At 30.0% G+C, this 6,657-nt stretch carries 9 protein-coding genes; all 9 read left to right on the forward strand.

Features of this window, described 5'->3' with window-relative positions; all coding sequences use genetic code 11:
• Positions 1 to 210 precede the first annotated feature (210 nt).
• The 9 genes from L1S49_RS22915 (at position 211) to fmt (ending at position 6,521) form a co-directional block, all read left to right on the forward strand.
• Positions 211 to 921, forward strand: coding sequence for an ABC transporter ATP-binding protein (locus tag L1S49_RS22915; protein ID WP_238907653.1), 711 nt, complete (start codon positions 211 to 213; stop codon positions 919 to 921).
• A 9-nt stretch (positions 922 to 930) separates the two neighbouring features.
• Positions 931 to 1,713 carry an ABC transporter permease subunit gene (locus L1S49_RS22920; RefSeq protein WP_238907654.1) on the forward strand — a complete coding sequence of 261 codons (783 nt, stop codon included), beginning with the start codon at positions 931 to 933 and terminating at the stop codon, positions 1,711 to 1,713.
• Between the two features lie 62 nt (positions 1,714 to 1,775).
• Positions 1,776 to 2,459, forward strand: a complete 684-nt coding sequence (locus L1S49_RS22925) for a response regulator transcription factor (protein ID WP_238907656.1) — start codon at positions 1,776 to 1,778, stop codon at positions 2,457 to 2,459.
• 2 nt (positions 2,460 to 2,461) lie between these two features.
• On the forward strand, positions 2,462 to 3,910 hold the full coding sequence (locus tag L1S49_RS22930; RefSeq protein WP_238907658.1) for a HAMP domain-containing sensor histidine kinase: 1,449 nt from the start codon (positions 2,462 to 2,464) through the stop codon (positions 3,908 to 3,910).
• Between the two features lie 38 nt (positions 3,911 to 3,948).
• Positions 3,949 to 4,317 carry a hypothetical protein gene (locus tag L1S49_RS22935; protein ID WP_238907660.1) on the forward strand — a complete coding sequence of 123 codons (369 nt, stop codon included), beginning with the start codon at positions 3,949 to 3,951 and terminating at the stop codon, positions 4,315 to 4,317.
• An 11-nt stretch (positions 4,318 to 4,328) separates the two neighbouring features.
• Positions 4,329 to 4,904: a UbiX family flavin prenyltransferase gene (locus L1S49_RS22940; RefSeq protein ID WP_238907661.1), complete on the forward strand. Its 576-nt coding sequence runs from the start codon at positions 4,329 to 4,331 to the stop codon at positions 4,902 to 4,904.
• Positions 4,904 to 5,317: a pyridoxamine 5'-phosphate oxidase family protein gene (locus L1S49_RS22945; RefSeq protein WP_238907663.1), complete on the forward strand. Its 414-nt coding sequence runs from the start codon at positions 4,904 to 4,906 to the stop codon at positions 5,315 to 5,317. The genes L1S49_RS22940 and L1S49_RS22945 overlap by 1 nt, the downstream gene beginning before the upstream one ends.
• A gap of 29 nt (positions 5,318 to 5,346) precedes the next feature.
• Complete coding sequence (locus L1S49_RS22950; RefSeq protein ID WP_238907665.1) at positions 5,347 to 5,526, forward strand: hypothetical protein; 180 nt, start codon at positions 5,347 to 5,349, stop codon at positions 5,524 to 5,526.
• A 41-nt stretch (positions 5,527 to 5,567) separates the two neighbouring features.
• The gene (fmt, locus tag L1S49_RS22955) at positions 5,568 to 6,521 is read left to right on the forward strand and encodes a methionyl-tRNA formyltransferase (RefSeq protein ID WP_238907667.1); all 954 of its coding nucleotides are present in this window, start codon (positions 5,568 to 5,570) and stop codon (positions 6,519 to 6,521) included.
• Positions 6,522 to 6,657 lie beyond the last annotated feature (136 nt).

Here is a 6,657-nt window from a genome sequence, read left to right on the forward strand (position 1 = left end):
TAATGTAAATAGCTTAATTTTTTTTATTTATGCGTGATTTTATTATTTATACTATGCTAAGTTGACGACATTGGGGGAGCGCGTCTACAGGATAGAAGTGTACATTTTTTAAACTGAACTGTCATTTTAAGGTTAGGTTAAGGTTATTCATGTTTCTAGGAAAGCTTTAGAAATTATGATTGAGATATGAAATGAGAAAGGTGGATGTTTATGAAAGATATTATTTTAGAAGTTAAACATTTAAGAAAAGGGTACAAGGAAACAGAAGTATTAAAAGATATAAGTTTTGAAATGAAAAAAGGAAGTATAATGGGCCTTCTTGGAAGAAATGGAGCAGGTAAAACAACATTACTCAAATGCATCTTGGGACTAAATGCTCTATATGAGGGTGAGATATTATTTATGAACCATCAAATTAACCATGAAGATGAGGGGGTAAAAAAGAAAATAGGTTCTTTAGTTGATGTAACATTTTTTGGAGACTTAACTGCCTATGATAATTTAAAACTTTCCATGATGATAACTAAGGATTTTTATATGAAAAACATCAAAAGTAAGATAGAAGAACTTTTAGCTCTTGTTGATTTATCTAAAGATAAAAACAAGAAGGTTAAGAACTTTTCCTTTGGAATGAAGCAAAGACTTGCATTAGCTCAGGCTTTTATAGCTGAACCAGAACTTTTGATTTTAGATGAACCTTTTGTTGGATTAGATCCTGCTGGAATATGTGACATGAAGGATTTTCTGAAAAACATCATAAAAGAAAAGAAAACATCAGTTATATTTTCAAGTCATCAGTTAGATGAGGTTGAAGATTTAGCAGAGGATATCATAGTTTTAAAAGATGGATATATAAACTATGATGACAGCTATGAAAATATCAAAAACAACAATATATCATTATTAGATTTAATAAGGTAGGTGGAAGTTATGAGAATATTTGAAGTATATAAAATGGAAATATATAAGATGTTTAAGAGAAAAAACAGTTTGATTTTAGTTATTCCTTCTTTGTTAGCACTTCTTATAATACTTGGCTATAAAAGTGGGGCAGTTAAGATAACAAGTGAAGAAGCTTTAGTAACTGCATATTCATGTTTAGACTTTTTTGGAGTGATTTGGAGTTTTCTATCTGGCCTTGGTATTATAGGAATCCTTATTATCTTGTTATCATCATTTCAGTTTTCAGGAGAGGTTCATGAAGGACAGATTAAGATGATGGTTTTAAGAGTTGGAAAAAGAGAAAAAATCATTTTTGGGAAACTACTTTCCATGATTACTATGATAGTTATATCAATAGGTTTGCTTTTCTTAGTTTCAACAGCTGGTTATTATATGTTTATATCAAGTTCTGACTTAGGCACAGGTACTTTTATTGGTACAATGTCAGAAAAAGCTTTGATATTTTCAATTTTAAGCACAGTTATAACGTCTATATTTTTAGTTACTATAACTTATGCAATAGGAGTGAATATGAACATGTTTATGACTTTTATCATTACCTTAGTTGTGATGTATGTAGGTAAATATCTTTCTGGATTAGAAAATTTAAAGTTTATGAAATACACTTCATTTTTTAGTGAAAGGCTTGATTTCTTGTTTAATGACTTTACTAATACTTTATTTATTAAAGGATTTTTAGGTTCATTTTTGCTGATAGCTTGTGTAGTCTTTTTAGGAATAGTGAGATTCAAAAAAGTTGATATAAGATGATTTAATAGCTGTACAATGATATCATATTAATAGGTTATATTTAACAAGAGGTGATAATTTTGATGTACAGTATATTACTTGCAGATGATGAAAAAGAAATAATGGACTTCTTAAGTTTGTATCTAGAAAAGGATGGCTTTAAGGTTTATACATCTAAAGATGGACATGAAGCATGGGAAACTCTTGAAAAAGAAAAGATAGATTTAGCAATAATTGATATAATGATGCCTCGCATAAATGGGTATGAGTTAATAAAGAAAATAAGAAATAAAAGCAATATGCCTATAATGATTTTATCAGCTAAAGGAGAAAGTTCAGATAAAGTGTTGGGTCTAGGAATAGGTGCAGATGATTATATAACTAAGCCCTTTGACCCTTTAGAAGTAGTGGCTAGAGTGCAGGCTAATATAAGAAGATATTATAATTTAGGTTCTGGTGAAACCTATAAAACCTTAAACGTGAGAGATTTAACGCTTGATACTTCACAGTGTATTCTTTTTAAAAATGATAAGCTCATTGAATTAACTTCCATAGAGTTTAAAATACTAAAACTATTTATGGAAAGCCCAGGCAGAGTATTTACTAAAAAGCAGATATATGAAGCTGCTTGGGAAGATTCCTACATTGTAGATGATAATAACATCATGGTTTATATAAGCAAAATAAGAGAAAAACTAGGAGAAAGAGAGGGAGAAGCATATATTAAAACTATAAGAGGTTTAGGATATAAAATGATGCTTCCTTAAGTATGAAAAAGAAAACAATAAGTCAGTTTGTAATTAAAAAATACTTTATATTCTCCTTTAGACTCTTGTTAGGAGTTTTGATTTTATATGCTCTTATAAGTATTCTTAGTAAAAACTCTATAGATAATCTTTTAGATGGAATTAGTGCAGAAAAATTAGTGAAAGTTGACTATGAAAATATTGATACTAATTCATTAGAAAACTTAGATGGATGGATAGAAATATTAGATGATAATAATGATGTGATATACAGAAAAGGAAAGGTGCAAGAAGAGGTGCATCACTACACTCAAGGAGAGTTGTTAAAATTATCATCCATAAATAGGATAACAGAAAATCAGCCCTACAAAATAGCTGGGGTAATAGAAGTAAGTTTTAAAAAAGATAAACAGGAATATTATGCTTCTGCAACTGTATTTGAAAAAGATGGTAAAGATTATACTTGTCTTGTTAAAATTCCAGTTGAAAAGCTAAGAATAAAGTATACAATTATGAACCCAGGAGGGGAAACAAAATATGATATGCTTAAATTAACTTTGTTTTTTCTCTTTGGGGTAGCTGTTGTGTTCTTGATGGGCCTAATTAGTTATAGCAAAAGTATACAAAAACATGTAGCAAAACCTAACAAGGACCTAGTTGATGGACTTGAGAAAATAACATCAGGAGATTATTCAAGTAGATTAACCCTTAATGGTGAATATGAGTATAAAGAAATTGAAGAAGCCTTTAATTTCATGGTTTATGAATTAGAAAAAGTAAAAAAAGAAAGAGAAAACCTTGAAAAAGAAAGACAACAACTATTTAGCAGCATAGCTCATGATCTAAGAACCCCTATAACAACAATTAAAGGTTATACTAGGGCCCTTCTTGATAATTTGATAGACAGTCATGAAAAACAAGAAGAATATCTAAACACCATTTTTAGAAAAGCTGATAACATGAGCGAACTTATAGATTTACTTATGATTTACACTAAGATGTCCAATGAAGAATACAAGTTAAACTTAGAAAAAGTAGACTTTAAAGAATTTATATTAGAAATAGCTGCTGAGTATTTTAATGAGTTTGAGAAAGCCAACATGTACCTTGATATAATAACAGATGAAAATGATATAACAGGTGTAATTGATAAGCTTGAAATGAGAAGAGTAGTAGTAAACTTATTAGTAAATGTTATAAAGCATAACAAAGAAGGTACATCAGTTAAGTTAGTTATAAAACAAGAAAATAAGAAAACTATTTTTGAGGTTCATGATAATGGTGGGCCCATCAAACATGAAATAATTGATAAGATATTTGATCCCTTTGTATCTGGTGATGAATCAAGAACAAGTAAAAATGGAAATGGGCTTGGACTTAGTATATGTAAGAAGATAGTAGATAAACATGGAGGGGCCATCAAGTTAATTATGATAGATGATAATTGGAAGTGTTTTAGGGTTGAGATTTAAATGTAACAAAGTGAACTAGGAAAGGATGAACTTATTATATGAAAGAATTAAATATTGAAAAAGGAAGGGTAAAACTAAATCTAAAAGCCATAGAAATAGGAGAAGATTTATGTGTAATCATATCAGGTGGTGATAGACCTCACATAGGTTGTGTAACCTTAAGTGTACCAAGAAAAAGTTTAGAAGATGAAAATGTAATAAGTTCAACAACTTCAGTACTTAATATGACTGGCCATAAAGATGATGAAGCAGCAAGATATGTGGCCCATGAACTTTGTTCAAAGCTTAATAAAAACATAGTTATAACCTGTGGAATTCACATAGATAACATTACAAAAGAAGAGATACATGTTACTATAGATTTATTAAAAGAACTAACAAAACAATTGATAAAAATGATTCAGTAAGGATGAAAACAATGGATAATAAAAAGAAAAGATTAGTAGTTGGAATGAGTGGAGCCAGTGGTGCAATACTTGGCATAGAACTTTTAAAGGCTTTAAGAGAAAATCCAGAATGGGAAACCCATCTTGTTATATCAAGAGGAGCAGAAGAAACCATATTACAAGAAACTACATATAAGGTTGAAGAAGTAGGAGCGCTTGCAGACAAGGTATATTCAATAAGCGATATTGGAGCAAGCATAGCAAGCGGAACTTTTAAAACAGAAGGAATGATAATACTTCCATGCAGCATGAAAACTCTTGCTGGAGTTGCATCAGGATATTCAGACAATCTACTTCTTAGAGCAGCAGACGTAACAATAAAAGAAAAAAGAAAACTTATATTAGCAGCTAGAGAAACCCCGCTTAGCACAATACACCTAAGAAATATGCTGACTTTATCAGAACTAGGAGCCTACATAATTCCACCAATGGTTACTTATTATAATAAACCAGAAAGCATAGAAGATATGAACCATCATATTGTAGCTAAGATTTTAGATAAATTTGATATTGAGGTTGATGGGTTTAAGAGATGGGGAGAAGAATAGTGGTAGAAAGAGAAATGTATGAAAAAGCAGTTAACTTGTTAAACAAAAGTAATACACTTGCATTATCAATGGTAGACGAAGATGGTTATCCTAAAATTTACCCAATGGAGAAGGTAGTTTCAGTAAACTTAGATAAGGTTATTTTTATTACTAAGAAAGACTCAAATAAAGTAAAACTACTAAATATAAGTAATAAATGCTGTATAGAAGTTCATACAGAAGATGATATGGTTTTACTTAAGGGAAATATGGAGATTCATGAAAGTGAGTATATAAAGAAAAAAAGTCTACCTAATGATTATATAAAAAGATTGGAACGTAGTGGAAGTGAAAGGTATTGTGTGTTAATTTTTAAAACTTTTCAGGTTGATTTATATATAGACGGGGATAGGTGTACTTCTTTTATAGAATAGACACAAAACGTTAGTAATACGGAAATCTGATGAAATCAAGAGGAACACGTGAATTAGATAGCAATAGTTATAATCCCCAAGGGATTAAAGAGAATATATACTGGATACCTATCAATAATTTAAGTGATTATAGAGAATACCCTACGTTTTTTGAAGAGAAATTAAATAATCTTAAAAATGAGATAGAAAATATAGTTACATATGAATAACTACAAAATATGTTTTGTAGTATCAAAGGGAGGTATCAATAATGAAAATAGTTTTTATGGGAACTCCTGATTTTGCAGTTCCTTCATTGAAGAAGATGATAGAAAAATATAATGTAAGTGCGATTATAACTCAACCTGATAAACCAAGTGGAAGAGGGAAAAAGGTAACAATTTCACCAATCAAAGAGGTAGGAATAGAGAATGGAATTCCAATTTTTCAGCCAGAAAAAATAAGAACAGACTCCGTAATCATTGATAAATTAAAAGAAATAAAACCTGATTTTATTATTGTTGTAGCATATGGTCAAATCATAAATCAGCAGATACTTGATATACCAAGACTCGGATGTATTAATCTACATGCATCTCTCCTCCCAATGTACAGAGGGTCATCACCAATAAATTGGAGTTTAATAAATGGGGAAATAAGGACTGGAAATACAACTATATTAATGGATACTGGTATAGATACGGGAGATATGCTTATGAGAAGTGAGTTTGACATATCTGAATCTATGACAGCAGGAGAATTGTACGAATTATTAAAAATAAATGGTGCTGAACTGTTAGGGGAAACAATAGATGGAATCATCACAGGTAAAATTTGTGGGATAAAACAACAGCGTGATGGGGGCTCTTATGTACAGATGTTAAACAAGCAAATGGCAAAGATTAATTGGAATGACAGTAGTATTAACATACATAATTTAATAAGAGGATTGAGTTCTTGGCCATATAAAAATATAAACTCATGGCCAACTGCCTATACTTATTATAAAGATATTCCAATTAAAATATTTAAATCTAAATCAGTAGAGTCAAGTATTACTAAACCACCTGGTTATATCATGGATGCAAATAATGAAGGAATTACAGTCGCCACCAATAACGGTATTCTGATTATAGAAATATTACAGTTTCCAGGGGGAAAACATCTTGAGGTAAAAGAATTTTTAAGAGGAAATAAAATAGAAAAGGGCATTGTATTATCATAATCATAATTAATTAATTATGACTATGATTCGTAATTTTCTCATATTAAGAATTATAGGTGGATAACCCAATGTCATTAAGTTAGTCATTGAACATATTTGATAATTTATGCAGAGGATATCTACCGGAATATAAGAT

It is taken from the genome of Clostridium sp. YIM B02506, assembly GCF_022324845.1.
GTDB lineage: Bacteria > Bacillota > Clostridia > Clostridiales > Clostridiaceae > Clostridium_T > Clostridium_T intestinale.

Coding starts and splice junctions, on each gene's coding strand:
- L1S49_RS22940 (WP_238907661.1), top strand. CDS start 4,329: ATGGATAATAAAAAGAAAAGATTAGTAGTTGGAATGAGTGGAGCCAGT.
- fmt (WP_238907667.1), top strand. CDS start 5,568: ATGAAAATAGTTTTTATGGGAACTCCTGATTTTGCAGTTCCTTCATTG.
- L1S49_RS22935 (WP_238907660.1), top strand. CDS start 3,949: ATGAAAGAATTAAATATTGAAAAAGGAAGGGTAAAACTAAATCTAAAA.
- L1S49_RS22915 (WP_238907653.1), top strand. CDS start 211: ATGAAAGATATTATTTTAGAAGTTAAACATTTAAGAAAAGGGTACAAG.
- L1S49_RS22930 (WP_238907658.1), top strand. CDS start 2,462: ATGAAAAAGAAAACAATAAGTCAGTTTGTAATTAAAAAATACTTTATA.
- L1S49_RS22925 (WP_238907656.1), top strand. CDS start 1,776: ATGTACAGTATATTACTTGCAGATGATGAAAAAGAAATAATGGACTTC.
- L1S49_RS22920 (WP_238907654.1), top strand. CDS start 931: ATGAGAATATTTGAAGTATATAAAATGGAAATATATAAGATGTTTAAG.
- L1S49_RS22950 (WP_238907665.1), top strand. CDS start 5,347: ATGAAATCAAGAGGAACACGTGAATTAGATAGCAATAGTTATAATCCC.